This is a genomic window from Chitinimonas viridis, from assembly GCF_030409555.1.
Lineage (GTDB): Bacteria > Pseudomonadota > Gammaproteobacteria > Burkholderiales > Chitinimonadaceae > Chitinimonas > Chitinimonas viridis.
Window position 1 is genome coordinate 1 of the sequence record NZ_JAUFPU010000001.1, and the last position, 23,058, is coordinate 23,058.

At 60.5% G+C, this 23,058-nt stretch carries 24 protein-coding genes; 15 read left to right on the forward strand and 9 right to left on the reverse strand.

Annotation, left to right across the window (positions count from 1 at the left end):
* A partial coding sequence (locus QWZ03_RS00005) for a hypothetical protein (RefSeq protein ID WP_290330847.1) occupies positions 1-275 on the forward strand: 275 nt, incomplete at its 5' end.
* Positions 276-318: 43 nt separating this feature from the next.
* Here QWZ03_RS00005 and QWZ03_RS00010 read toward each other — a convergent pair.
* On the reverse strand, positions 319-975 hold the full coding sequence (locus tag QWZ03_RS00010) for a DUF8198 family protein (RefSeq protein WP_290330848.1): 657 nt from the start codon (positions 973-975) through the stop codon (positions 319-321).
* 350 nt (positions 976-1,325) lie between these two features.
* Here QWZ03_RS00010 and QWZ03_RS00015 point away from each other — a divergent pair, with 350 nt between their 5' ends.
* Together QWZ03_RS00015 and QWZ03_RS00020 are read left to right on the forward strand one after the other, a co-directional pair.
* Entirely contained in the window at positions 1,326-1,766 is a 441-nt protein-coding gene (locus QWZ03_RS00015; RefSeq protein WP_284197654.1) for a phasin family protein, read from the forward strand.
* Between the two features lie 198 nt (positions 1,767-1,964).
* Complete coding sequence (locus tag QWZ03_RS00020; protein WP_284197655.1) at positions 1,965-3,206, forward strand: patatin-like phospholipase family protein; 1,242 nt, start codon at positions 1,965-1,967, stop codon at positions 3,204-3,206.
* A 63-nt stretch (positions 3,207-3,269) separates the two neighbouring features.
* Here QWZ03_RS00020 and QWZ03_RS00025 read toward each other — a convergent pair whose 3' ends face one another.
* Complete coding sequence (locus tag QWZ03_RS00025) at positions 3,270-3,905, reverse strand: GntR family transcriptional regulator (protein WP_284197656.1); 636 nt, start codon at positions 3,903-3,905, stop codon at positions 3,270-3,272.
* A 632-nt stretch (positions 3,906-4,537) separates the two neighbouring features.
* Here QWZ03_RS00025 and QWZ03_RS00030 point away from each other — a divergent pair.
* A complete protein-coding gene (locus tag QWZ03_RS00030) occupies positions 4,538-4,846 on the forward strand; it encodes a helix-turn-helix domain-containing protein (RefSeq protein WP_290330849.1) in 309 nt (102 codons plus the stop codon).
* Positions 4,847-4,914: 68 nt separating this feature from the next.
* Here QWZ03_RS00030 and QWZ03_RS00035 read toward each other — a convergent pair whose 3' ends face one another.
* Together QWZ03_RS00035 and QWZ03_RS00040 are read right to left on the reverse strand one after the other, a co-directional pair.
* Positions 4,915-5,787: a radical SAM protein gene (locus tag QWZ03_RS00035; protein WP_290330850.1), complete on the reverse strand. Its 873-nt coding sequence runs from the start codon at positions 5,785-5,787 to the stop codon at positions 4,915-4,917.
* Positions 5,788-6,240, reverse strand: coding sequence for a universal stress protein (locus QWZ03_RS00040; protein ID WP_290330851.1), 453 nt, complete (start codon positions 6,238-6,240; stop codon positions 5,788-5,790). It lies immediately after the preceding gene.
* A 122-nt stretch (positions 6,241-6,362) separates the two neighbouring features.
* Between QWZ03_RS00040 and QWZ03_RS00045 the strand changes: the two genes are divergently transcribed.
* The 9 genes from QWZ03_RS00045 (at position 6,363) to QWZ03_RS00085 (ending at position 13,378) form a co-directional block, all read left to right on the forward strand.
* Positions 6,363-6,803 carry an acyl-CoA thioesterase gene (locus QWZ03_RS00045; RefSeq protein ID WP_290330852.1) on the forward strand — a complete coding sequence of 147 codons (441 nt, stop codon included), beginning with the start codon at positions 6,363-6,365 and terminating at the stop codon, positions 6,801-6,803.
* A 39-nt stretch (positions 6,804-6,842) separates the two neighbouring features.
* The gene (locus QWZ03_RS00050) at positions 6,843-7,259 is read left to right on the forward strand and encodes a tellurite resistance TerB family protein (RefSeq protein WP_284197661.1); all 417 of its coding nucleotides are present in this window, start codon (positions 6,843-6,845) and stop codon (positions 7,257-7,259) included.
* A gap of 117 nt (positions 7,260-7,376) precedes the next feature.
* Positions 7,377-8,228: an AAA family ATPase gene (locus tag QWZ03_RS00055; protein WP_290330853.1), complete on the forward strand. Its 852-nt coding sequence runs from the start codon at positions 7,377-7,379 to the stop codon at positions 8,226-8,228.
* 4 nt (positions 8,229-8,232) lie between these two features.
* Entirely contained in the window at positions 8,233-8,946 is a 714-nt protein-coding gene (locus tag QWZ03_RS00060; protein WP_290330854.1) for a substrate-binding periplasmic protein, read from the forward strand.
* A gap of 125 nt (positions 8,947-9,071) precedes the next feature.
* Positions 9,072-10,145, forward strand: coding sequence for a DNA polymerase IV (gene dinB / locus QWZ03_RS00065; protein WP_290330855.1), 1,074 nt, complete (start codon positions 9,072-9,074; stop codon positions 10,143-10,145).
* Positions 10,142-10,660, forward strand: coding sequence for a DNA-deoxyinosine glycosylase (locus QWZ03_RS00070; RefSeq protein WP_290330856.1), 519 nt, complete (start codon positions 10,142-10,144; stop codon positions 10,658-10,660). The genes dinB and QWZ03_RS00070 overlap by 4 nt, the downstream gene beginning before the upstream one ends.
* A gap of 2 nt (positions 10,661-10,662) precedes the next feature.
* Positions 10,663-11,316, forward strand: a complete 654-nt coding sequence (locus QWZ03_RS00075; protein ID WP_290330857.1) for a YdcF family protein — start codon at positions 10,663-10,665, stop codon at positions 11,314-11,316.
* Between the two features lie 391 nt (positions 11,317-11,707).
* Positions 11,708-13,144: an aminotransferase-like domain-containing protein gene (locus tag QWZ03_RS00080; RefSeq protein WP_290330858.1), complete on the forward strand. Its 1,437-nt coding sequence runs from the start codon at positions 11,708-11,710 to the stop codon at positions 13,142-13,144.
* A gap of 72 nt (positions 13,145-13,216) precedes the next feature.
* Positions 13,217-13,378, forward strand: coding sequence for a DUF3149 domain-containing protein (locus QWZ03_RS00085; protein ID WP_284197668.1), 162 nt, complete (start codon positions 13,217-13,219; stop codon positions 13,376-13,378).
* 93 nt (positions 13,379-13,471) lie between these two features.
* Here the strand turns inward: QWZ03_RS00085 and ccoS are convergent, their stop codons facing one another.
* Together ccoS and QWZ03_RS00095 are read right to left on the reverse strand one after the other, a co-directional pair.
* Positions 13,472-13,651: a cbb3-type cytochrome oxidase assembly protein CcoS gene (ccoS, locus tag QWZ03_RS00090; RefSeq protein WP_284197669.1), complete on the reverse strand. Its 180-nt coding sequence runs from the start codon at positions 13,649-13,651 to the stop codon at positions 13,472-13,474.
* 3 nt (positions 13,652-13,654) lie between these two features.
* Entirely contained in the window at positions 13,655-16,129 is a 2,475-nt protein-coding gene (locus QWZ03_RS00095; RefSeq protein ID WP_290330859.1) for a heavy metal translocating P-type ATPase, read from the reverse strand.
* A gap of 80 nt (positions 16,130-16,209) precedes the next feature.
* Between QWZ03_RS00095 and QWZ03_RS00100 the strand changes: the two genes are divergently transcribed.
* Positions 16,210-17,379 (forward strand): HD-GYP domain-containing protein, encoded by a 1,170-nt coding sequence (locus QWZ03_RS00100; RefSeq protein ID WP_290330860.1) that lies wholly within the window; start codon positions 16,210-16,212, stop codon positions 17,377-17,379.
* A 141-nt stretch (positions 17,380-17,520) separates the two neighbouring features.
* Here QWZ03_RS00100 and lysA read toward each other — a convergent pair whose 3' ends face one another.
* Positions 17,521-18,759, reverse strand: coding sequence for a diaminopimelate decarboxylase (lysA, locus tag QWZ03_RS00105; protein ID WP_290330861.1), 1,239 nt, complete (start codon positions 18,757-18,759; stop codon positions 17,521-17,523).
* Positions 18,760-18,850: 91 nt separating this feature from the next.
* Between lysA and QWZ03_RS00110 the strand changes: the two genes are divergently transcribed.
* On the forward strand, positions 18,851-19,780 hold the full coding sequence (locus QWZ03_RS00110) for a LysR family transcriptional regulator (protein WP_290330862.1): 930 nt from the start codon (positions 18,851-18,853) through the stop codon (positions 19,778-19,780).
* A gap of 23 nt (positions 19,781-19,803) precedes the next feature.
* Here QWZ03_RS00110 and QWZ03_RS00115 read toward each other — a convergent pair whose 3' ends face one another.
* The gene (locus QWZ03_RS00115) at positions 19,804-20,700 is read right to left on the reverse strand and encodes a transporter substrate-binding domain-containing protein (RefSeq protein WP_290330863.1); all 897 of its coding nucleotides are present in this window, start codon (positions 20,698-20,700) and stop codon (positions 19,804-19,806) included.
* A 329-nt stretch (positions 20,701-21,029) separates the two neighbouring features.
* Positions 21,030-22,943: a phosphoinositide-specific phospholipase C-related protein gene (locus QWZ03_RS00120; RefSeq protein ID WP_290330864.1), complete on the reverse strand. Its 1,914-nt coding sequence runs from the start codon at positions 22,941-22,943 to the stop codon at positions 21,030-21,032.
* Between the last annotated feature and the right edge of the window lie 115 nt (positions 22,944-23,058).

The following is a 23,058-nucleotide window of genomic DNA, read 5'->3' on the forward strand; positions in this document are numbered from 1 at the left end:
ACCCGTCAACACCTCCTCCGCAAAATTCCGCTACTTTCCGCACCAACACGCCTAAGTCGCTGATCTGTAATATCTCCGCAACACCCTCTTTTTATCGCTTCCCAACCAAAACCCGCGCCAACTCGCGTGCGGCGGAACATCACGCCCTGCAAAAAAACCGAGAAAACCCAAAAAACCAGGCAAAACGCCCCGCAAGCGGGGCGTTCGAGCGTGTGGTGGTCGAAATTTGCTTATATAAGTTTAGTGAACGCGCAAATAGCATGAGCAAAGCGTAAATGGCAAATCTCAAGTCCTGCAATCATTCGCAACAGCACGCGTTCAACGGAATGGATCCTGCTCGCGCGCGGCAATCCGCTCCAGTATTCGCGTTTCGCGCTCACGGATGGTCGCCAGGAACTCATCTGCACCCTTCATATGCAGGAATGCCGCCACGCCACGCTCCAGGAAATCCTGCAGCTCACCCAAACCGGCGATATGCGCCGGCCCATGCGCCAACTTCAGCGCCAGTTGTACCAATGGCTTCTGCACCACCGCATCCAGCTCATGCCCCAGGTTGTCCACTAGGTCAATCTGCTCGCGCCTTGCCTCCAGGCCGCAGCGACGGTAAGCCTCGGCATAGCTGGAGGCATCAATGGCCAACAAGCCCATCTCGTCGAATAGCTGCACCGCCATAGCCGCATCCAACTCATGACTCAGTCGATTGAGGTGCAGCGCACTCTGAATCGCCGCCATCGCCCGGGCTGGCAGCAAGGCCCGCATCTTGCCAACGATGCGCTCGCCATCCTGGTCGCGCTTGGAGAAATCCTTAGGACCGTAGAGGTCACTCAGAAAAAAAGCCGTCGCCTGGGCATAGCGCTCGCTTTCCCTTAGGTCGGCATAGGTCACCGCCAGCCGATCTGCCTGCCAGCGTGCCAGCAGGTAACGAGGACGGCTCAGGCCACTTTGGACTATCTCTTCATCAGGTATGGCGGGCATGCTGTGGCAAAAAAGTGATTGGCAAAAATCCTACAGCGTGGCGCAAACGCATCTGCAGAAAGCCCGTTGCAGCAAGCGATTGCACCCCAAAGGGGCGGAACTACGACGTTGCGATGATACGACAGTGTGGTTTCGACACCAGACGACAAAAGAAAAAACCGATAAAAAACTGGCACTTAGCGCAACTACCTCGCGATAATTCATTCCAACACAGGTCGCCAAGCAAGCATTCTGGTGGTCGATTATAAGAGCCGCCAGCCAGAGCGGTGCTTGGGAGTAACGCAAGTTCGGCGCAACGCGCCCACCATTTCAAGTTTTTTGTTTTCCACTTTTAGAACTAGGAGTCCATCATGGCAAAGTCGCTGAAGAAAGCTACCGAAGAGAAACAATACGCCCACGTCATCCTTGAATCCGCCAACCAGATTTGGCTGGCCGGCCTGGGCGCTTTCGCCAAGGCCCAAGGTGAAGGCGTCAAGGCATTCGACGGCCTGGTCGAAGCCGGCAAGCAAGTTGAAGAAAAGAGCCGCAAGTCGGCTGAGGAGAAAGTTGTGGCCGTAACCAGCAAAGCTACCGAAACCTGGGACAAGCTGGAACAAGTGTTCCAAGACCGCGTTGCCCGCGCCCTGAACGCACTGGGCGTGCCCAGCAACAAGGATCTGGCCGACCTGAACAAGCGCATCGACGAACTGAACAAGAGCGTCAATGAGCTGCTGAAGAAGCAAGCCGCCAAGCCCGCCGCCAAGGCTGAAGAAGCCAAGCCGGAAGCCAAGGCCGCCGCTGCCAAGGCCTAATCAGGTCAATACAGCCTAGACGGGGCGGTGCGTTGAACGCCCGCCCCGTTTTGCTGGATTCTGCTGGAATGGATTTGTGCTCACCGCAGGGGCATTCCACCAGAACCTGGCATAGCGCAATAAGCGTTGGTATCTACCCATAGTGGTTAACCAAGCAATTGCTCTACAATCCACGCCCCGCCTCCCCGGAGTAGCACCATGCCACGCGCCACGCGTAAACCCATCAAGCCGCAGATCGGCCTCAACCTGGCCGCAGGCGGCCCCTTAGGCGCCATCTACGAGGTAGGCGCCCTATGCGCGCTGGATGAGGCCCTGGTAGGCATGGACTTCACCGACCTGGATGTCTATGTCGGCGTCAGCGCGGGGGGGTTTATCTCGGCAGCGCTGGCCAACGGCATCTCTCCAAGCGAGATGTACCGCATCTTCATCACTAATGACTCGCGCGATATTCCATTCGAGCCGGATCAGTTCCTGCGGCCCGCCTACCGCGAGTACTTCCGCCGGGCGATGGCCATACCCGAGCTGTTGCTGGATTCGTTCTGGGATTTCATCACCCATCCGCGAGAAGTTGGCCTGACCGGCGCATTCATGCAACTGTCTCACGCCATACCTACCGGCCTGTTCGACAATAGCGAAATTGACCACTTCCTCAATCGCGTCTTTACCAGCGGTGGCCGCACCAACGATTTTCGCGCACTCAAGACCAAGCTCTATATCGTCGCCACCGACCTCGATACGGGCCGCTCAGTCAAATTCGGCGGGCGTGGCCACGACCACGTACCCATCTCCAAGGCCGTACAAGCCTCAGCAGCCCTGCCCGGCCTGTTTCCGCCAGTAGAGATCGATGGCGATCATTATGTGGATGGCGCACTGAAGAAGACCTTGCACACATCCATCAGTCTTGATGAAGCCGCCCAGCTGGTCATCTGCATCAATCCCATCGTGCCGTTCGATGCCCGCCTGGCACCGCATGGGCACCCCAATACCCGTGATCGCCTGATGCGTGGCGGTTTGCCCGTCGTATTATCGCAAACCTTCCGATCCATCATCCATTCGCGCATGCGCGTTGGCATGCAGCGTTACGCCAATACTTACGAAGGTGCGGACGTCGTACTGTTCGAGCCCAGCCACGGCGATGAAGAAATCTTCTTCTCCAACGTATTCAGCTACTCCGATCGGGAGAATATGTGCGAGCACGCCTACCAGCACACCCGCGAGGATTTGCGCCGCCGTGCCGACGAGCTGGAACCCATCCTGGCCCGCCATGGCGTCAGCCTGAACAGGGAGGCTCTGGAAGAGGATCGCTGGCTATCGCGCAAGGCGCATGCTCGCTACTGGCGCAAGTTCGACGATAAGCCAGAACCCGACACCTCCATCGACAAACTCTACTACACACTAGATCAGCTTGATCACTGGCTCAATGCCGAGAACGAGCATTGATCGCCAAGTCCACAAATCAACAAAGCCGGCTATGCCGGCTTTGTTGATTTGTGGAGCAACCATTCAGTCTTCGAAGTTCGCCTCGATAAAACTGACATATGCCGCATGCAGGCGCTGCATGTGCTGCTCCAGCAAGCCCACATCCCCAGCCCTCAGCGCAGCGATATAGGTATGGCGCGATGGCGCATCTGCTGGGCGTTGGCCATCAGTAATGCGCACGACCTCCGCATAATAGCGGGTAGCGCGCTTGAGGTTGGTCTGTATCATGTCCAGCAGCAGCGGTCTATTGGACTTGGACAGCAACACCGCATAGTAGTGATGCAGGCGCTCCATGAAGAAACTGGCATCCAAACCACGTGGCGATTCCAGTTCATTGGTAATCGCTTCCAGGCTGGAAATCAGCGCCTCGTCCATCGTCGGCATGGCAATCTGGAAAGCCAGCGCCTCCAGCGCGTTGCGGATATCCGCGATGTCCGCGGCTTCGCCCTTGCGCATCCGCGCCACAATGGCACCACGGTAAGCGAAATACTCGACCAAGCCTTCCACCTGCAAGCGCTGCAAGGCCTCTCGCAGGGGAATGGGGCTGACACCATAGCGATTGGCCAGCTCCACCTGCTTCAAGGGCTCGCCCGGAGCCAGGCCACCCCGGAAGATATCATCGCGGATTTCCTGAACTATCTTGTCAACCAGTGTGCTCATACCTTGTCGCTTCTGGCCCGGCAGGCCCGTTGCTGATCCATCAAAACCGTCGAGTCTAACAAACACGCCGGTAGTTTCACCCCACAAAAACTAGGGGATAACCCTAACAAAGTCAGTCACTAAGAGAATATTAGATATATCATACCGTCGCGGAAAATTTTGCCCTCACAGGCTCAGTACTGCACGCCCAGCAGCAGCAGGAAAGGATCATCCTCGCCTCAGGCAACTTGCCTAGACAGGCCGTGTGATTAGTAACAAAAATCCGGGCTGGGCAATTTGCTGCCTAAATTTTGCTTTAAGACTACCGTTCGAAAAATTTATCGTCCAATACAAAATTCGCATGACGCTGATAAATTTTACAAATGCTGTTGTTTGTAAAGGACAAACAGGTGGTTTTGATGTCAAAATGGCTGGCATAAGCAGCGTCGCATTGCAACATGCCTCGCGCATAGCGCAGAGTCGCAGTAAAATTGCATTGCGCTAGACTAAGGATGTATGCCGACTGCAGGGGGGCATGAACCAAGCAGCTAGTTTGGCGTCAGACTGGCATTTACAGCCAGCACCGGCATTCGACATATCGGCCAATGTGGCCGGCATGACAGACCGATATAACAGGATTGCGGACGACCGCCATGAAATTATTCGACAAGATGTTCAACCCCCGCGATGTGCGTCGCAAATTGGGCCTGAACCAGCAAGAGTTCTGGACCAAGATCGGCGTGACACAAAGCGGTGGCTCCCGCTATGAGAGCGGCCGCAACATGCCCAAGCCCGTCAAGGAGCTGTTGCGTCTGGTACATGTGGAGCAAGTAGATTTGACCCGGGTACGCCGTGAGGACTTCGAAATTATCGAGTATCTCAAGGAGAACCACCCTGATCTGTACAAAAGCCTGCAAAAAGCCGTCAAAGCACGCCCAGAAGGTGAGCTCGAAGGCCAGTAAGCCGGACCTACCATCCGAAAAGTAGAACGCGCACCTTCCGGTGCGCGTTTTGCTTTTTCAGCCCCAAGCTAGAGGCTAAGTTTCACCGCCAGCCCCAAAGCCGCAATGCGGTCAGCGAAAGCCTGCATCCAGGCCTCTGGCAGGCGGCTCAAGCGGGGGGCTTCCGGCTGGGTAGAGGGCCTTGCCAATCCATACAGCAGCACCCCCTCAAGTTTTGCGCCTTCCGCACATGCTGCTTGCACCAGGTCCAGCCAAGCCCGCTGCTCCTCCTCTGAGGGTGGCAACCCATCCGTGGCAAACATGCATGTCTGCAACCAGGTCGGACAATGCGCCGTGGCGGCCTTCAAGTGACGCACGACCTGTGCCTCGCTCAAGGCAATCTGGTTGACCTCGCTATATCCCGCCACCGGTGCCCGGTCAAACTTGAACCACACCTCCCCCCCCAATGCCGCCAGACGGGCAAGTGCCGCTTGCACCGCAGGCTTGTACATTTGGCTGCCATTGGTAATCAGCACCAACTTGATCTGCCCCAGCAAACCAAAACGCCGCATGGCATCGCCGAGCAGATCCACCACCTCACCGAACTGCTTGCTGGAGGTCGGCTCACCATTGCCAGAGAGGGCCAGGTCATTCAGCCGGCGCGCCTCTTCCGGCACGCTACGCTGCATGAAATCGCCATGCACGATCTCCTCCAGCATCGCATCCAGCTCATCGGCCAGTTGCGCCAGATCCAACACCGGTGCATTGCCGCGTACCAACTCAGGTACCTGGCAATATACGCAGCGCCAGTTACAGGCATTATTGGGATTCAGGTTGATGCCCACCGAGACGCCACCCGCACGACGGGAAACCACTGGGTAGATGTACTTGAAGCCCAATATGTCACGGCGATGATCAGTCACCGCCAAGGGCACGAGTGGTTTGAGGGTAGATTCAGACACTTATTTCTGGCGCTTGATGGGAAAAAGAAGAATCGGCACGGGCGCATGCCTGATCACCCCTTCTGCGACACTGCCCATCAGCAGATGATCGAGACCGGTCCAGCCATGCGAACCCATGATGATGATATCAGCCTGCCAGCTCCTCGCGTCGCCGATCAGGGCAGTAGCAATCGACCCCCCCCAGATTTCTATCATCGCCGTCTCGGTTTCCACGCCATTTCCCTGCAGCAGGGCATGTGCGCTCTCCAGCACCTTACGGCCGTTTTCCCGCAGGTTGGTCTGCAATTCACCCACATCCACGAACTCAGCCCCTCCCCACGTGAACTGCGCCAGATCGATCACATGCACCAAGCGGGTCTTGCCATGCTGCTCGCAGCAAAAGCGGGTGGTCTCCACCAAGGCCTGTCTTGATGTCTCACTGTCGTCCACCGGTACCAGTATGCGTTGATACATGATGTCACCCCTCCCCTCAGATGCAGCACAGATACATCCACTCACTCACTATAGCCCTGCGGTTGCCGATAGACCGCAGCGAGGCTTACACTCGGCACAAGAACCTAGCAGATGATCGATAGATGGCCCGCGTAAAACTGGATCTGCCCGAGCATTTCCCCTACTCCACCCTGATCGAGATAGGCATAGGCCACATCAACTACGGTGGTCATCTGGGCAACGATTCAGCGCTCACCCTGGCCCATGAGGCAAGGCTGCGGTTTCTGCGATCGCTGGGCTTCAGCGAGTTGGACATCGCCGGTTACGGATTGATTCAAACCGATGCCGTACTGGTCTACAAGAACCAGGCATTCTGGGGCGAAACCCTGGTCGCCGAAGTCACTGCCGACGAGTTCAGCAAGTATGGCTGTGACCTCTACTACCGCTTCCGCCAGCAATCCGATGGCCGTGAAGTACTCCATGCCAAGACAGGCGTGGTATTTTTCGATTACCAGAACAAGAAGCTGGCCGCCGTACCGGCCGAATTCCTGAACGCCCTGGGGCATCCCGTCCCGGCTGTTTGATCGCTGTTACAAAACCGAGAACGAGCAGGAGCACATGCGATGATGAAGAAATACCCCGCCAACAGCCCCGAATCCATGGCTCGCCTGCTGGTGATGCTGATGATGAGTGACGGCAATCTCGACCCGCGCGAGATTGATAGCCTGGAAACCCTGCATATCTACGAAGCACTCGATATCAGCCGCACCCGCTTTATCGAAGTGCTGCATGCCTACTGCAACGACCTTAGCGATGAGGCTGACGACGAAGGCCGTATCCAGTTGGTCGACCGGCAACGGGTGGATGACCTGCTCGATACCGTGACCGAACCCAAGAAGCAGCTGCTGGTCGCCACCCTGGCACTGGATATGGCCAAGGCAGACCGCTCGATCTCTGAACCGGAACTGGCCATCTATGCCCATATGCTGGATCGCTGGCACTTGTCGCTGGACGATATCGAAGCCGCTTACGCCAAGTAAGCAGCGCTTTATAAGCGCTCCATGCAGGCAGAGTTGGCAGCCAGGCCAGCTCTGCCCGTAAAATCGCGGCATCTTACAGAACCTGCCCCATGGCAGGTGCCAACACAGGATGCACGCATGAGTTCTGCCCCACGCTTTACCGGTACCGACAGCTATATCGCCACGCCAGACCTGATGCTGGCTGTCAATGCCGCCATTACCCTGCAACGCCCCCTGTTGATCAAGGGAGAGCCGGGTACCGGCAAGACCCTGCTGGCCGAAGAAATCGCCCGCAGCCTGAACGCCCCGCTGATCAGCTGGCATATCAAGTCCACCACCAAGGCCCAGCAAGGCCTGTACGAATACGATGCGGTATCGCGCCTGCGCGACGGCCAACTGGGCGACCCACGGGTCAACGATATTGCCCACTACATCGTGCGCGGCAAACTGTGGGAAGCCTTCGAGAGCGGACAGCAGGCCGTGCTGCTGATAGACGAGATCGACAAAGCCGACATCGAATTCCCCAACGACCTGCTGCGCGAGCTGGATCGCATGGCCTTCGATGTCTATGAAACCCGCCAGACCATCACCGCCCAGCATCGCCCCATCATCATCATCACCAGCAACAATGAGAAGGAACTACCAGACGCCTTCCTGCGCCGCTGTTTCTTCCACTACATCCGCTTCCCTGACAAGGACACCATGCGGCAGATCGTGGATGTGCATTTCCCGCAGCTGCATCAGGAACTGCTGAGCGAAGCCATGGAACTGTTCTACGCCTTGCGCGACATGCCCGGCCTCAAGAAGAAGCCGTCGACCTCAGAGCTGATAGACTGGCTCAAGCTGCTATTGGCGGATCAGGTGCCACCCACGTCACTCCGCGCAGGCAATGGGCTGCCACCTCTCTCCGGTGCCTTGCTCAAGAACGAACAGGACATCGGCCTGTTCGAGCGCCTGGTCAAGATGGTCAAGGCACGCACACAGGCCTGATGCCATGCGTGCCTGGATAGCTGGCGCTACCTACCTGATGGCCTGCCAGGTCACCGCCGCCAGCTATACCATCGCCGTCGAGGATGTCGACTACTTCCCCATCTACAGTACGGCAGACGGACAGTACCGTGGCTACGCCCGCGAGCTACTGGACCTGTTTGCCCGACACAGCGGCCACCAGTTCACCTACCTGCCACTGCCGATCAAACGCATCACGCCCTACCATGTGCGTGATCGGGTCGATCTGGTGTACCCCGATCATCCGCGCTGGGGCAAGGCACAGAAGCAGGGCAGGCAGGTCCACTACTCGGCACCCACCCTGACCTTCCAGGACGTGATCCTGGTCCAACCTGCCCGCCTGGGGCTACCCATGCGCACGTTGGGCATGGTGCGCGGCTTTACGCCCTGGAAGTACCTGGCCGAAGTCGAAGCCGGCCAGATCAAGGTGGAAGAGGCACCAGGCCCGGCCAACCTGCTGCGCATGACCCTGCTGGGCCGCGTCGATGGCGCCAACATGGCCCTGCAGGTAGGGCGCTATCATCTGCTGCACATGGGCATCCAGCAGGCCCTGGTACCCGATCCCAAGCATATGCCCATTCAGGACAGCCAGTACTATCTCTCCAGCATCCGCCACCCTAAGCTGATTGCCGAGTTCGATCGTTTTATCAAGACCGAACACGCCACCATCGAGGCCCTGCAGCATAAGTATGGATTTTGAGGGCCGGTGATGACTTCAAGTCATCAATGAGCGCCTCAGCCTGCGCCATGGCCCTTGGCCGGCAGCGCAGGCTCAGCGAGAATACGAACGTTCTCCAATTCGTCCAGGCAACAGGCACGTCGGCCATGACAGGCACCCAGCGTAAAATCATCCATATCGATTGCGACTGCTTCTACGCATCGGTGGAAACGCGCGACGACCCCAGCCTACGGGGCAAGCCCGTCGCCGTTGGCGGCAGGGCCGAGACGCGTGGGGTGATCGCCACCTGCAATTACGAAGCGCGCCGCTTTGGCGTGCGCTCCGCCATGGCGACCAGCCAGGCAATCAAGCGCTGCCCAGGCTTGATCCTGTTGCCACCCCGATTCGATGCCTACCGCGCAGCCTCACGCCAGATCCATGCCATCTACCGCGATTTCACCGAGCTGATCGAGCCGCTATCGCTGGATGAAGCCTATCTTGATGTCACCCACGCCCCGCATTTCCAGAACAGCGCCACCCGCATGGCGCTTGCCATCCGTGATCGCATCCGTGCCGAGGTCGGCATCACCGCCTCCGCCGGCATTGCTGCCAACAAGTTCATTGCCAAGGTCGCCAGCGACTGGAACAAGCCGGACGGCCAGTTCGTCGTCCGCCCGCACGAGGCCGACGCCTTCGTCGCCGCACTGCCGGTCGGCAAGCTGTTCGGTGTCGGCAAGGTCACGGCGGCCAAACTCAATGAACTGGGCGCCCAAAGCTGTGCCGATCTGCGCGACTGGCCACTGGAAAAACTCACCCGCCATTTCGGGCGTTTTGGCCAACGCCTGTATGAACTCTGCCGCGGCCATGATGAGCGCCCCGTCAGCAACGACCAGCCTCGCAAATCCCTATCGGTCGAAACCACCTACGTCCAGGACTTACGCGACCTTGACGCCTGCCGCACCGAACTACAGGCCCTGATTGCCGATTTCCGCGAGCGACTGGCCCGGGCCAAGGATGCTCCCTTGCCCTACAAGGCCTTCGTCAAGATACGCTTTGACGACTTCAGTCACACCACTGTCGAATGCATATCCACCCACCCCGCCGATGAGGTGTGGCAGGCACTGCTTGCAGAGGGTTGGGCACGGCAACGTAGACCGGTACGGCTATTGGGCGTCGGGGTACGCTTTGAAGAAGAAAAAGCCCTGCTGCGCCAGTTGGAATTATTCCAGAGCACGCCATGAGCGAACGCAAACGCTGCCTGCCGCCAATAGTCGATAACCACACCCGCCTGCTGATACTGGGCAGCCTGCCTGGCGAGGCCTCACTCAAGGCCAGCCGCTACTATGCCCATCCGCAGAATCAATTCTGGCGCCTGATGGGCGCCGTGCTGGATGAGCCACTGGCCGCCATGCCGTATGATCAGCGCCTGGCGACCTTGCTGCAGCACGGTGTGGGCCTATGGGATGTGATAGCCGAGGCCGAGCGCACTGGCAGTCTGGATGCCGCCATACGCAAGCACGCCCAGAACGACCTGGCCCATCTGCTGACCAGCCTGCCAACCCTGGCCCAGATTGCCTTCAATGGCGGTACTGCTGCCAGGCTGGGGCAAAAACAGCTGGTCCAGCAAGGCATATCGCTACCCTGCCTGGCCCTGCCCTCCAGCAGTCCGGCCCACACCATGGCCTATGACCTCAAGCTGGCACAGTGGCGACAACTGGTCGGCTACCTGTCTCAGCCAGCCACCCACCCCTCCTAGCCATGCGCCCCTATCGCCAGCGATCCCGATTACGCCGCACCGCCTTGCTCATCCTGCTACTCCTGCTGGCTTGGCCCATCACGCTCGGCGTGATGATCGCGAGCTATGCGCGTGTCAGCGATACACACCCTGCCGACGCCGCCATCGTGCTGGGCGCCGCCACCTGGGGTATGCAGCCCTCGCCGGTGTTTCGCGAAAGGCTCAACCATGCCATCCACCTCTACCGGACTGGCCAGGTCCGCCTGATCGTCTTCACTGGCGGCCGTGGCAGCCGGGACGAGCCGCCCGAATCCATTGTTGGCAGCCGGTATGCGCTGGCACAAGGCGTGCCCCTGCACGCCATGGTCTGCGAGCAGCACTCCACCGTCACGCTGGAGAACCTGCAAGGCGTCAAGCCATGGGTAGCACAGCGCAAGCTCAACCGAGTACTGCTGGTCAGCGATCCGCTGCATATGCGCCGCGCCATCAGCATGGCACAAGACCTGGGGTTGCCGGCCTCCCCCTCACCGACACCCAGCACACGCTACACCGGTCTATCCAGCCAGGCGGGTTTCCTGGTGCGTGAAACCTATTACTACGGCGCCTACTTGCTCTACCGCCGGTTCACCCAGGCCGGCGAGCCACCAGCCATCACGGTGGACTCCTGCATTGTCTGATAGCGCGACAAGGGCCGCACAGTCGGGTTACAGCATGCCCAAGCCCAACTCGGCCCGACGACAGGCGAGCTGCTCTCCCATTACAGCCGGCGTGCGCTCATCCGCATCAAGTGGCCGAGTCTCATTCCTCTCAGCCGGCAATGCATCACCGTCCCTCAAACCGTCCCATTTATCGCTCATTCCACTTTGCTGCATGCTGCGCTCCTTGGCATGATCCAAGGCGCCAGTCTAGGAAGGCAGCTCTGTGCCGGTAAGATGCAGAGATTCTATTCTGAATAGATACAGAATACATATATCCAGGCCTGTGCCTACCCAGCTTCCCACTGGCTGTACCGATACCCAGCCGCGCATAGAATCTATGATGCGGACAGGCACAACGATGTAGACCTCGATGACCACACGCTACCAGAACCTGGCTGACGACCTGGCCAACCGCATCCACGCCGGTGTGCTGCAGCCGGGCAGCCGCGTGCCCTCGGTACGGCAGCTATGCACCCTGCACACAGTCAGCCCCGCCACTGTCACCCATGCCCTGCATCTGCTGGAAGACGCCGGTCTGATAGAAGCCCGCCCGCGCCTAGGGTTTTTCGTGCGCCAGCACAGCCGCCGCTTTGCCCCACCCAGCCAATGCGCCGAGCCCACGCTGGCTACTGCCATACAGCTCGAAGGGCACCGCAAGCTGGTGATCGAATTTACCGAAGAGGTCGCCCACCCCTGGCTGGGCATGTCGGCCATTGCAGATGAGCTGTTCCCCCTGGCACAGGTCAAGAAACTGCTGGTGCAGCAATTACAGCGCGATCCGCAACTTCTCAACCGTGCCAGCTATGGCGGCGAACCCAGCCTGCGCGAGCAGTTGGCCCGGCGCTCGCTGATACTCGGCTGCAACTTTCAACCCGACGAGATCATTGTCACCCATGGCGATACCGAGGCCACCGACCTCTGCCTGCGCCTGCTGTCCAGGCCTGGCGACCTCGTTGCCATACAGACGCCAGGCCCGCTACGGGTGCTGGAGATGCTGGAAGGCCTGGGACTGCACGCGCTCGAGATACCGGCCCACCCCTGCGACGGCCTGTCTGTCGACGCACTGGCCCACGCCCTGCAGCACAACAGGCCCGCAGCCTGCATCATCAACGCCAACTTTCCCAGCCCCACCGGCAGCCGCATGCCAGAGAGCGAGAAGGCCAGGCTGGTCGAGTTGGCCCAGCGCCATGGGATACCGCTGATCGAAGTCGATACCTTTGGTGACCTCAACCACGGCGAACAACGGCCCAGGCCCATCAAAGCCTACGATCGCCACGATAACGTACTGTACTGCGGTGAGCTCTCCACCCTGGTCAGCCCCGGCTTGGGCATAGGCTATATCGCCGCCGGCCGCCACCGGCTAACACTGGCCGCCAGCCAGGTAGTACATGGCGAGCCCGTGCCTGCGCTTATCCAACACACTATGGCAGCCCTGCTCTCCGGTGGGCAGTTCGAGCCCCATATGCGGCGCCTGCGCAGCCGGCTGGCCAGCCAGATGCAGGCCTATCGCAAGATGGTTATCGAGCACTTCCCGGTTGGTACGCGCATGGCCTGTGGGGACGGCGGCTTCATGCTGTGGCTGGAGTTGCCCGATAATCTCGATGCCGCCGAGCTGCAGCGCCGCGTGCTTGCCACCGGCCACACCTTTGCCCCGGGCGCCCTGTTCAGCCTAGGCAGCAGTTTTGCCAACTGCCTTCGGCTGAACGCCGGCTACCCGCTCAGCAACCAGATCGAGGAAGGCATACGCATCATCGGCCGACTGGCGCACGCCATGCAGGCAGAGCAGCACAAAGCCGTGCAAGCTTGAGTTAGGTCAAAGCGTCAATGGCTGCGGCAGCGCCTAATAGGGGTGTACTCACGACCCTTGGAGAGCTGCACCATGAGCAATGCCATCAAAGACCTACTGTCGAGCGACGTCGGCATCATGAGCGTGGCGGTGATTACGGCCATCATCGTCATGGGTAGCTATATCGCCTGGTTTGTCCGCAAACATGTGCGCGAAGAAGAAGCCGCCCAGGCAGCCAAGCAAAGACGGAACTGAGCGCCCGTCATAAGCTTAAGTCAGTGATAGGTGCTGACGGTCTGCGCCAGGGCAACCCTGGCGCCAGACATCAGCGCAGCCAAGCCAGCCCAGCTAGTCGACGGCATCGCCATCCTTGTCAGTCGCGGGCGGCTTGTCGTCATCATGCAAGATGCGATGGCCAGGCCCTTCGAGGTCATCGAACTGGCCAGAACGGCTGGCCCACCAGAACAACAGGCCGCCGCCAGCCGCTACCAAGACCGAGAGCGGAATAAGAAGATAAAGGCTATCCATGCCCTATTGTCTCCCCGCCTTGCCCTTGGCCGCCAGCCTCAGCGCATTGCACACCACCAGCAGCGAACTTCCCGCCATGCCCAGGCTAGCCAGCCACGGCGTTACCATGCCTGCCAATGCAAAAGGCAGCGCCACCAGGTTGTAGCCCAGCGCCCAGGCCAGGTTCTGGCGGATGATGCGGCGGGTCTGCCTGGCCACCTGCAGGCCCTCGCCCAGCGCCGTCAGCTTGCCCACCAGCACCAGGTCGCCCGCCGCCTGCGCAGCCTCGGCGCCGCCGCCCACCGCCACCGAAACATTGGCGGCGGCCAGCACCGGCGCATCATTGACCCCATCGCCCACCATGATCACCCGCCGGCCTTGCGCCTGTAGGGCCTGCACATAGGACAGCTTGTCGGCAGGCAGTGCCGCCGCCTTCAACTGCGCTATCCCCAGTGTCTGCGCCACGGCTTGCGTCGGCCCCAGTGCGTCGCCGCTGAGCACGTGGGTGGTCAGCCCCTCGCACTGCGCCAGCAAGGCCGCAGCCTCCGGCCGTATGGCATCGCCCAAGGCAAAGCCTGCCAGCCACTGCGTGGCACTTGCCAGCCAGACCACCGTATCTTTGTCGCGCCAGCCCTGCGCCTCCTCAGGCAGTGGCGCGCTGCAAAAGGTCGCCACAAAGTCGGCACGCCCCAGGCGATAGCGTTGGCCGCCCATGCTGGCTTCCACCCCACCACCAGGGTAATTGGTGTAATCGCTGGCCACCAACCCGGTGGTATCGATGCCCTCACGCAAGGCATGCGCAATGGGGTGTTCCGAAGCGGCCTCCAGTAGCGCAGCCAAGGCGCGCAAAGCCGTCTCATCGCCCGCGCCAGTGTCGGCCACCAGCAGTTTCACCGCCTGCAGCGTCGGCCGGCCATGGGTCAGGGTGCCAGTCTTGTCGAATACCACATCGGTCGCGCTGGCCAACGTCTCCAGCGCATGCCCGCGCGTAACCAGCAAACCTGCCTGCGCCAAACGCCCGGTGGCCGCCGTCAATGCCGCCGGCGTGGCCAGCGAAAGCGCACATGGGCAAGAGATCACCAGCACGGCCACCGTGATGGGCAGCGCATGCAGGGGGTCATGCACATGCCACCAGAACCAACCAGCCGCCGCCACCAGCAGCAGCACAGCCACAAACCAGCCCGCCACCCGGTCGGCCAGCAAGGCCAGCTGCGGCTTCTCGGCCAATGCGCGGTCCAGCAGCCGGACTATCCCTGCCAGCTGCGTCTCCTGGCCTATGCGCGCCACCCGCACCACCAGCGGCGTACCACCATTCACCGCACCGCCTATGACCGCTGCGCCCGGTTGCTTGGGCACTGCCCTGGCCTCGCCGGTCAGCAAGGCTTCGTCCGCCTCGCCCTCGCCCTCCAGTACCTGTGCATCAGCCGGGTAGCGCTCGCCGGGCTTCACCAGCAATACATCGCCTACCGCCAACCGGGCCACCGGCACTGCTTCCACATCGCGCCCTGCGGGCCAGCCGGCCAACCTATGGGCAAAGGCCGGCAATAGCTTGATCAACGACTCCGCCGCCTCCCCCGCCTTGCGCCGGGCCATGCCCTCCAGAAAGCGGCCGCCCAGCAGCAGGAAGACAAACATCGACACCGAATCGAAATAGACCTCTCCCTGCCGCGTGACCGTGGCCCAGCAACTGGCGATAAACGCCGCCCAGACACCCAGCACCACCGGCGCATCCATACCCAGCCGGCCCCGCTTCAGATCGCGCCAGGCGCCCTGGTGAAACGTCTGGCAGGCATACAGCACCACCGGCAGTGTCAGTAGCAGGCTGGCCCATTGCATCAGGTTCAGCCAGGTCGGACCTATTTCACCTGGCTCCGCCAGATAGACCGGCACGGCGTACATCATCACCTGCATCATCGACAGCCCGGCTATCCACAGCCTGGCTATCGCCCCCTTGCGCTCCTTCTGCCGCAGTGCCTCCTGCCGGCCAGGGTCATAGGGATGGGCGCGGTAACCGATATCGGCCACCGCCAGCAATATTTGCGACAGCTGCACCCGGCTGTTATCCCAGCAGACACGGGCACGATGGGTGGTGTAGTTGACATTGGCTTCCAGCACACCCGGCAGGCTCAGCAGATGGCGCTCATTCAGCCAGATGCAAGCAGAACAGGTAATGCCCTCCAGTATCAGCGCCGCCTCGCGCCTGTCGCCCGGTTCCAGCTTCACAAAGCTGGCCTGCAGCTCAGGGCTATCGTATAGCCGTAGCTGCGCCAGCAGTTCTTCGGGTAGGGGCGCTGCCCTGTCGGCTGGCTTCTCACGCTGCTCGTAATAGCTGGCCAGGCCGCTTTGCAATATGGTCTGCGCCACCGCCTGGCAACCTGTGCAGCAGGTCGCGCGCTTGGACTGCCCATAGGTCACGGGGTAGCGTGGCGGCAACCGGTCGGCCTCGGCCACGGTTTCGCCACAGTGAAAACAGAATTCAGGCTGGTTATCTTGCTGCATAGGTCGATATTCTACCGGCAGGCAGCCACTCGCCCGGCCTATGATTGGTTGAGGCAGCTCAAATAAAACAGGGATCATCGATGGAATTCGAGCGGGTAACCTCCAACGACCTCGTCGCTGGCGACCGAACGCTATGGAATATGTATGAGGAATCAGGCAAGTTGCTGATCCCCAAGGGCAAGATCATCAGCAACGAAAGCCTGCTGAACCGCCTGATCGCCATGGGCCTGTTCGCCGACCGCGAAGAGCTGCTCAAGAGCCGCGAGGAGTGGCGCGCCGCCAAGATGCGCCAGGTACAGCAGTCGAACAAGCCGCCCTCCACCGTGGGTACGCTCATGGCAGCCCGCCGCAAGCTCGACGCCATGGTGGCACAGCTGGATCGCAGCATTCAGGGCAAATGGCTAAGCGACAAAGTAGGCGAGCTGGCCGACGAGATAGTCGCCGCCTGCGACGCCGACGGTGATGTTGCCATCGCCATGATCCTGCTCCGGCAGGAGGGCAAGTACGCCATACGCCATATGGTCAATGTCGCCATCGTCACTGCCCTGGTCTGCCGCTCGCTGGAGAAACCCGCCCCCGCCACGCGCTCCATCGTGGCCGGCGCCTTGACCATGAACATAGGCATGATCGAATTCCAGGATCAGCTCAAGGAACAAACCACCCCGCTCAGCCCAGCACAGCGTGGCCGGCTGGAACGCCACCCGATGATGGGGGCCGACATGCTGCGAGAGGGCGGCGTCAGCGACACGATCTGGCTCGCCGTGGTGGAGCAGCATCACGAATCCATCGACGGCAGCGGCTACCCCGGCGGCCTGTGGGAGGACCAAGTCAGCGAAGGCGCCCGTATCGTGGCCCTGGCCGACCTGTTTTGCGCCCGGGTCACCCCCCGCTCCTATCGCCCTGCAGTGGCCTCTAACGTCGCCCTCAAAGGCATTTTGCTGGAGCGCGGCAAGTCACTGGATCAGACCATCGCCTCCCACTTCATCAAAACTCTGGGCATCTTCCCCCCTGGCATGCTGGTGCGCCTGGCCAACGGCGAGATCGGCGTCGTGACCCGCGCCGGCGGCAAGGTCAATACGCCGCAGGTAAAAAGCATACTGAGCGCCGACGGCCATAAGCTGGGGCTGGCCGTCGCCCGCGATACCGGGGTAGACCAGTTTGCCATCAAGGAAACGGTCGACCCCAAGCAGTTATCGGCCTATGTGAATATGGAAGCCATCTGGGGCAGTGCGGCGGCCTATCGCGGTTGAGAGCCTGTTATTACTTGCATGCATGTGTGGGTGTATCAGGTATGGCTCAGGCACCCGGGCAACCCGGGTGCTTACCATCGCGGCATCCCAAACGCCGGCTCTCCCCTGATTGATCCCCACCCCTACCCCCGCCCGCGCTGTTTACACCGCTTCCAGTGCCAGTAATTCGTCCACTGTCTGCCGCCGCCGTATCAGGCGGTCGGTATCGCCGTCCACAAGCACCTCGGCAATCAGGGGCCGTGAGTTGTAGTTGGACGACATGCTGGCGCCGTAAGCACCGGTATCGTGTATGACCAACAGGTCGCCCACCTTGGCCCGCGGCAGCAAGCGTGGCAGTACCACCCCGCCATCGCCCTGGGTAAACACATCGCCCGATTCGCATAGCGGCCCGGCTACCACGCACTCGCCCAAGGGCCGCTCAGCCGCATCTGCCGCGATCACGCTCATGCCGTGATAGCTGCCATACATGGCCGGTCGCATCAGTTCGTTGAAGCCCGCATCCACCAACACAAAATGGTTGGCCCCCGCCTGCTTGGTGGCGCGCACCTCGGTCAACAGACAACCCGACTCTGCCACTAGGTAACGGCCGGGCTCGATTTCCAGTACCAAGGCATGACCCATGATGCGTTCGGCCTCGCGCCGGGCTGCATCCCACAGGCCAAAGTAATGCCCGGTATCCACCCTGGGCTCGCCATCCTGATAAGGAATGGACAGGCCACCGCCGGTAGAGATGGCATGCAGATCGTACCCGGCGGCCTGTGTTTGCTGCACCAACCCCACCATGGCCCCGCACACCTCGCTCAGGTGGGCATAATCCACGCCCGAGCCGATATGCATGTGCAAGCCCACCAGTTGCAGGCCGTTGCTGCGCACCGCCGCCAGCGCCGTCAGCAGTTCGGTATGCCAAATACCGTGCTTGCTCTGCTCGCCGCCGGTATTGGTCTTATTGCTGTGACCATGGCCAAAACCAGGATTGATGCGCAGCCAGACCTTGTGCCCTGGCGAGGCGGCGCCCAGTTGGTGCAGCATGTCGATGGAACCGGCATTCACGGTCACGCCATGCTCCACCACCGTAGCCAGGGTCGCGCGGTCCAGCAGATCGGCGGTAAACACCACACCCGGCGTATCGCCATCGGTGCTGTAGCCCGCTGCCAGCGCCCGCAATATCTCGCCGCGCGACACCGCATCCACCTGCACCCCCTGCTCGCGCATCAGCCGCAGGATATGCGTGTTGGAGCAGGCCTTCTGGGCAAACCGCACCACATCAAAGCACTTCAGTTCAGCGATGCGCTGGCGTATCAGGGCCGCGTCATAGACCCACAACGGGGCGCCATAGTTTTGGGCTAGTGTGGCAAGGCGCTGGGTAGGCAAAGTGGGCATGGCAGGTTACCGGTAAGGGATTGCTGCCATGGTGCGCGCGCGCTAGCATGCCGTCCAATGCATATTTTTGCCGCAATCATTCATTCTGGATATGCCTGAGCCCATCTCCCACCGGCTGATCGAGATATTCCGCACCGTCATGAGCACCGGCAATGTGACCGAGGCGGCACGGCTCATGCATAGCTCCCAGCCCACGCTCAGCCGCGAGCTGGCCAGGCTGGAGGACATCCTGGGCTATGCCCTGTTCAGCCGCAGCAAAGGCCGCCTGCAAGCCACCGCCCAGGCACTGGCCCTGTATGCCGAGATACAGCGCAGCTACCAGGGCCTGGATCAGGTCATCAGCACGGCCCGGCAACTGGGCCGGGGCGAGCAAGGTCACTTCAGCATATTGAGCCTGCCGGCACTCACCCATGCCTTGCTACCTGCCGCCTGTGCCCGGTTCCTGGCATCGCATCCTGGCGTGCAGCTCTCCATCACCCCGCAAGAGTCGCCTTTGCTGGAAGCCTGGCTCAGCGGCCAGCGCTTCGACCTGGGCCTGACCGAGCACCACGACACCCCGCCGGGCACACACGCCCAGCCCTTGCTGCAGGCTGATGAGGTCTGCGTCCTGCCTGCCGGCCATCCATTGCTACACAAGCCCGTCCTGACACCAGCCGACTTCGCTGGGCAGGCCTATATCAGTCTGTCGGCCCAGGATCCCTATCGCATATTGCTGGACCAGGTTTTTGCAGACCAGGGCATTGCTCGCCAGCAAAGGGTGGAAACCCACAGCGCCGTCGCCATCTGCGCCATGGTGAGCGAAGGCATAGGCCTCTCCATCATCAACCCACTCACCGCCCTGGCCTTTGCCAGCGAACGCCTGCAATTGCGCCGCTTCAGCATCTCCATTCCCTACCGGCTGGGCCTGGTCCTGCCAGAACACAGGCCAGCCACCCCGCTGCTGCCCCGCTTTGTCGCCGCGTTGGCGCACAGCGCAGACGATATCCAGACCAGGCTGGCCAAGGCGGTGTGCCCACCCTAGGCAACAAAACCCTGTTCAGGCGCTTACGGCCGCTCCCGCAGCTCCACCGCCAGATCATCCCACCACCCCGCCACACCCAAGGGTGTCTCCGGCGACAAGGTGGGGTTGGGTATGCGCAATACCCGCCGCCCATGCAAAGGCAGGTCACGCAGCACCAGGCGCTTGTAGTCCTGATAGCGGCGCTCAAACTGGCCACTCCGTATCAGGCGCTCCAGGCCATGTTCTATCCGCCTCGCCACTTTCTCTCCCTCTGGCGTACGGGGCACAAAGAAGTAACGCGGTAGCGGGTAATACAGCATCAACTCCCGCTCTATCGCCAGGTTGGGCAAGACTTTGCGCTGCACCGCCAGCTCATCGGCAATCTCGTTCACCCCGCGTGAGAACAGATCAAAGCGGCCCACATCGAGCATGCGAAACAAGCCCGCATAACCCTCGCCTTCCACCACCTGCAGGCCAGCTGCACGCAGTATCCGCACATCCACCCAAGTGCGGTCCTGCCCTATCCCAAAGCGCGCCAGATCATTCAGGCTGCGCACCCCCGTCAGCCGCGCCTGGCTGTCGCTGCGTATCAGGAACAAACGATAACCGGTCAAACCCTTGTCCAGCGGCACGCGTATGGGCCTGAGCTGGCCCTCCAGCTCGGGCGAGGTGGTACGGACAATGATGTTGACCAGACCATCGGGCGTCGCCACCTCTCGGGCAGCCCGCGAGGCATTCATGTTCTCGCCCGCACTGGTAATCACATAAGGGCCATATTGGCCCGCATTGGTCGCCAACACAGCGGCCAGCAGCTCCCAATAGTATTCATAGCGCTTATCGCCCGGCGTCTGCCCGGGCGGGTAGACCAGGCGCAAGGGGGCGGCCATCGCATTCATGGCATCAAGACACAGCAGAGCAATCAGGAGAACACGCCAAAGCATGGAGAAATTCCAACCGGTTTCCACCCGTGTGGCCAGAAGTCAGCGGCAGTATCGCTACCGCCCGGAGGCGCATTCCAGCAGCCTCTGTACCAGCCAAAGCACAGCGGAAATACCAACTACAACGCAGCATGCAAGGAGAAATGCTTCACGAACGAGGTTACCGGAAGGGCCCACGCGTGACGCTGCAATAAAAGACAGCACCCACATCATAGCTGCTGAAAACAGCATGCTGCAGGCCACAGGTGACAACCGTGCCAGAGCCGCCCAAAAAAATGGCGGGAGGCCGCTGCACACGGCCTCCCGCCCACCTCACCGATCGCGGCGCAGGTTTACTTGTAGATCACGCCCAATCTGTCCACGAACTTGCCAGACCGGCCATAAAAGCCCGCAATGTCTTCCACCCGTACTTCCTGGCAGCTGCCTTTGCGCTCACCGCCCTCTATGCTGCGACCCTTGCTGCTGGTGAACTTGACGTAGTCCACATGCTTGCCCTCCGAGCACAGCGTAGCCTGGGTCAAGCGCTCGCCAGCGCGGATATCCAGCCACAGCGTCTTGCTGCTTCCGCCATCGCCACCGTAGCTCACCATATCGCCGTTGTTGTAGACCACGCTGATCTGGTCCAGCCGGCGGCCGGTACGGATGAAGATCTGGTTAAGCTGCTTGGGTACATGCACCTCCATATCGAAAGAGGCACCGCCATCACCGCCCACCGCACTGGCGTATAGCCCACCACGGCTACGCCAATTGCCCTCCTCCCGCGCATCGTTGTAAGCCACCCATGCGGTTCCCCTACCGGCTGCAGCCTTGGCGGCCAGCAAGCGCTGGTAGTCGCGCAAGCTGCCGGGATAAGCAAACACATAGCTGCTATTCATCGCCTGGCAAGCCTCCTGGCCTTGCGTCCACGGCCCGGTGGCCTGCGTCACAAACCACTCACCCGCGCTGTTCTTGCAGGCAAAGGCCTGGTTCTCGGCGCAGCTGGCATCATTAAGCCTGCCGCTGCCCCAAGAGGCAGCACAGTGCTCGGTGCCGCCCATATTGTCCGGCTGGCGCTCATCCCACAGGTACAGATCGCGGCTCCACTGCCCTTCCTTGGCCAGATCGCTATAGCCTATCCAGACCTCCGCCGCGCCCTTGGCCGCGTTCAAGGCCTTGTTCTCGGTAGCATTGGCAGGCGTGCCAAACTTGAAGCCATCACCGAACTCACGGGCACAGGTTTCCGGCCCATGGCGCCAGGCACCTGCGGCCTGCGTGATCTTCCAGTTCTTGCTGTCGTCGCGGCAGGCATAGCGCGCCGATGCAGTGCACACATAATCATTCCACCGGCCACTGGCGGCACTGATGGCGCAATGCTCGTTATTGCCGGCATTGTTCGGCTCCCCTTCGGCCCAGCTCCATACCGCAGTCCGTAAACGGCCATCGCTTGGGCTGAGGTAGTCAAGATTCACCGTATTGATGCCCTCGGCCAGATACCGGGCAATGTCGCTACCCGAGTAGTACACCCGCTTACCCGCCGCCAGCGACGCCTTGGTCATGTCCTCCGCCCTGCGGCCTATGCCACCCAGGCCCTTGAAGGCAAACGTATCGTAGCCATAGTCATCACAATCGCGGCGCTGGTCGTCGTAAACAATCACCTGCTTGCCCGCCGCCAGCACCTGCGCCTTTGTCAGATCGTCCGGAATATTCATGCAACTCTTGGGCCGGTAAAGATACCCCCCGATGTAGCGCTTCACCATATCGCGCAATTCGTCTTGGTGCGTATTCAAATACCCCTCTATATACAGTATCAATACCTGGTCTTTTGCCTCATCGCTCTTGAGCCACTTCTCAATATCCTGCAAATCTTCCGACAGATATTTATCAAACATACTGCAGCCCGCATGGTTCGATTCGCCATGGCAAAGCAACAGTTCATCACGATAGGTCGTGGTATTGACCATCTTGGTGGTCCAGTGCACATCCAGCTCAATATAACGTGCGCCCAGGCGCAATTGATCGTAAACCGAATAAGACTGCTGCGGATCCAGATAGCGATATGCCGTGGTGTCTACGCTGGAGTTAAAACTGTTGTGGGTGCCTATCATGCTGTTTTCTGACAGCGGCGTATCCAGATCCAGCAAACGCTGCTGCTTCCAGGCCTTGCCCTCAAAGCTGTTCTGAAAGTCATCCACCGCCCCAGCCTGCGCCGCAAGCGGTGCCAGACAAGCAGCGGCCAATGCCATGGCATTGATTTTCCAATTCCTCATATTTCCTTCTCCCTATTGTGAGCAAAGACAAACCCAGGCAAACCCTTGGTTAATACCCCTTCAAGGCCGCCGGTTTATCAAAATGCACAATCGATTTCCTGATAAGCGCACGCAA

Excerpts from the sequence above, each read along its gene's own strand:
- QWZ03_RS00025 (WP_284197656.1), bottom strand. The coding sequence starts at position 3,905 with ATGAGCACACTGGTTGACAAGATAGTTCAGGAAATCCGCGATGATATC.
- QWZ03_RS00045 (WP_290330852.1), top strand. The coding sequence starts at position 6,363 with ATGGCCCGCGTAAAACTGGATCTGCCCGAGCATTTCCCCTACTCCACC.
- QWZ03_RS00120 (WP_290330864.1), bottom strand. The coding sequence starts at position 22,943 with ATGAGGAATTGGAAAATCAATGCCATGGCATTGGCCGCTGCTTGTCTG.
- QWZ03_RS00020 (WP_284197655.1), top strand. The coding sequence starts at position 1,965 with ATGCCACGCGCCACGCGTAAACCCATCAAGCCGCAGATCGGCCTCAAC.
- ccoS (WP_284197669.1), bottom strand. The coding sequence starts at position 13,651 with ATGGATAGCCTTTATCTTCTTATTCCGCTCTCGGTCTTGGTAGCGGCT.
- QWZ03_RS00050 (WP_284197661.1), top strand. The coding sequence starts at position 6,843 with ATGATGAAGAAATACCCCGCCAACAGCCCCGAATCCATGGCTCGCCTG.
- QWZ03_RS00055 (WP_290330853.1), top strand. The coding sequence starts at position 7,377 with ATGAGTTCTGCCCCACGCTTTACCGGTACCGACAGCTATATCGCCACG.
- QWZ03_RS00070 (WP_290330856.1), top strand. The coding sequence starts at position 10,142 with ATGAGCGAACGCAAACGCTGCCTGCCGCCAATAGTCGATAACCACACC.
- lysA (WP_290330861.1), bottom strand. The coding sequence starts at position 18,759 with ATGCCCACTTTGCCTACCCAGCGCCTTGCCACACTAGCCCAAAACTAT.
- QWZ03_RS00015 (WP_284197654.1), top strand. The coding sequence starts at position 1,326 with ATGGCAAAGTCGCTGAAGAAAGCTACCGAAGAGAAACAATACGCCCAC.
- QWZ03_RS00080 (WP_290330858.1), top strand. The coding sequence starts at position 11,708 with ATGACCACACGCTACCAGAACCTGGCTGACGACCTGGCCAACCGCATC.
- QWZ03_RS00075 (WP_290330857.1), top strand. The coding sequence starts at position 10,663 with ATGCGCCCCTATCGCCAGCGATCCCGATTACGCCGCACCGCCTTGCTC.
- QWZ03_RS00085 (WP_284197668.1), top strand. The coding sequence starts at position 13,217 with ATGAGCAATGCCATCAAAGACCTACTGTCGAGCGACGTCGGCATCATG.
- QWZ03_RS00010 (WP_290330848.1), bottom strand. The coding sequence starts at position 975 with ATGCCCGCCATACCTGATGAAGAGATAGTCCAAAGTGGCCTGAGCCGT.
- QWZ03_RS00060 (WP_290330854.1), top strand. The coding sequence starts at position 8,233 with ATGCGTGCCTGGATAGCTGGCGCTACCTACCTGATGGCCTGCCAGGTC.
- QWZ03_RS00115 (WP_290330863.1), bottom strand. The coding sequence starts at position 20,700 with ATGCTTTGGCGTGTTCTCCTGATTGCTCTGCTGTGTCTTGATGCCATG.
- QWZ03_RS00040 (WP_290330851.1), bottom strand. The coding sequence starts at position 6,240 with ATGTATCAACGCATACTGGTACCGGTGGACGACAGTGAGACATCAAGA.
- QWZ03_RS00100 (WP_290330860.1), top strand. The coding sequence starts at position 16,210 with ATGGAATTCGAGCGGGTAACCTCCAACGACCTCGTCGCTGGCGACCGA.
- QWZ03_RS00030 (WP_290330849.1), top strand. The coding sequence starts at position 4,538 with ATGAAATTATTCGACAAGATGTTCAACCCCCGCGATGTGCGTCGCAAA.
- dinB (WP_290330855.1), top strand. The coding sequence starts at position 9,072 with ATGACAGGCACCCAGCGTAAAATCATCCATATCGATTGCGACTGCTTC.
- QWZ03_RS00110 (WP_290330862.1), top strand. The coding sequence starts at position 18,851 with ATGCCTGAGCCCATCTCCCACCGGCTGATCGAGATATTCCGCACCGTC.
- QWZ03_RS00095 (WP_290330859.1), bottom strand. The coding sequence starts at position 16,129 with ATGCAGCAAGATAACCAGCCTGAATTCTGTTTTCACTGTGGCGAAACC.